This is a genomic window from Streptomyces sp. SD15, from assembly GCF_054462255.1.
On sequence record NZ_JBTLMO010000150.1, the window covers coordinates 1 to 881 of the forward strand.

Below are 881 nucleotides of genomic sequence, written 5' to 3' on the forward strand. Positions count from 1 at the left end.
ACTGATCGTTTCAGAATGAGGTTCGGAGTCGTCTCAAGCAGATGATGCTGCAGGCGAGTTGGAGTAGGCCGAGGTGGAGGTCGGCGCGTATCTCGTAGCGGATGCGGAGTCGTTTGAATTGGTGGAGCCAGGCGAAGGTGCGCTCGACGACCCAACGGGTCTTGCCGAGTCCGGAGCCGTGCGAGGTGCCGCGACGGGCGATCTTCGGGGTGATTCCACGGGCCCGGATGAGGCGGCGGTACTTGTCGAAGTCGTAGCCGCGGTCGGCGAACAGCCGTCGGGGGCGTCTGCGTGGCCGGCCGCGCAGACCGCGGATGGGCGGGATGGCGTCCAGCAGCGGCATGAGCTGAGTGACATCGTGACGGTTTCCGCTGGTCAGTGAAATGGCGAGCGGAGTTCCGTGGCGGTCGACGATCAGGTGATGCTTGCTGCCGGGCCGGGCCCGGTCGACCGGCGAAGGCCCGGTGTGAGCCCCCCTTTCAGAGCCCGGACGTGCGAGCCGTCGATCGAGGCGTCGTCCATGTCCAGCAAGCCCGCGGCCCGCAGCTCGGCCAGCAGCACCTCGTGCAGCTGCGGCCAGACACCCGCTTCGGTCCAGTCCCGCAGACGTCGCCAGGCCGTCACGCCGCTGCAGCCGACCTGTTCCGCGGGAACGTCCCGCCAGCTCACGCCCTTGCACAGCACGTAGACGATGCCGCGCAGCGCAGCCCGGTCATCCGCAGGCAACCGCCCGGGATACCGATACCGCCTGAGCGGACGAGCCGGCAACAGCGGGGCCACACGTTCCCACAGGTCATCAGGCACAAGATCAGCAGGCATCCAACAGATCCTGCCGACACAACACCCAACTGCCAAGCCCCACAACACATTTCATTCTGAAA

1 protein-coding gene is annotated in these 881 nt (G+C 66.5%); it reads right to left on the reverse strand.

Annotated elements, in window-relative coordinates:
* Positions 1–10 precede the first annotated feature (10 nt).
* A protein-coding gene (locus ACX28W_RS43960) for an IS5 family transposase (RefSeq protein WP_459005701.1) occupies positions 11–819 on the reverse strand; the annotation gives its coding sequence in 2 pieces (ribosomal slippage) (positions 11–480 and positions 480–819; 810 coding nt in all).
* Between the last annotated feature and the right edge of the window lie 62 nt (positions 820–881).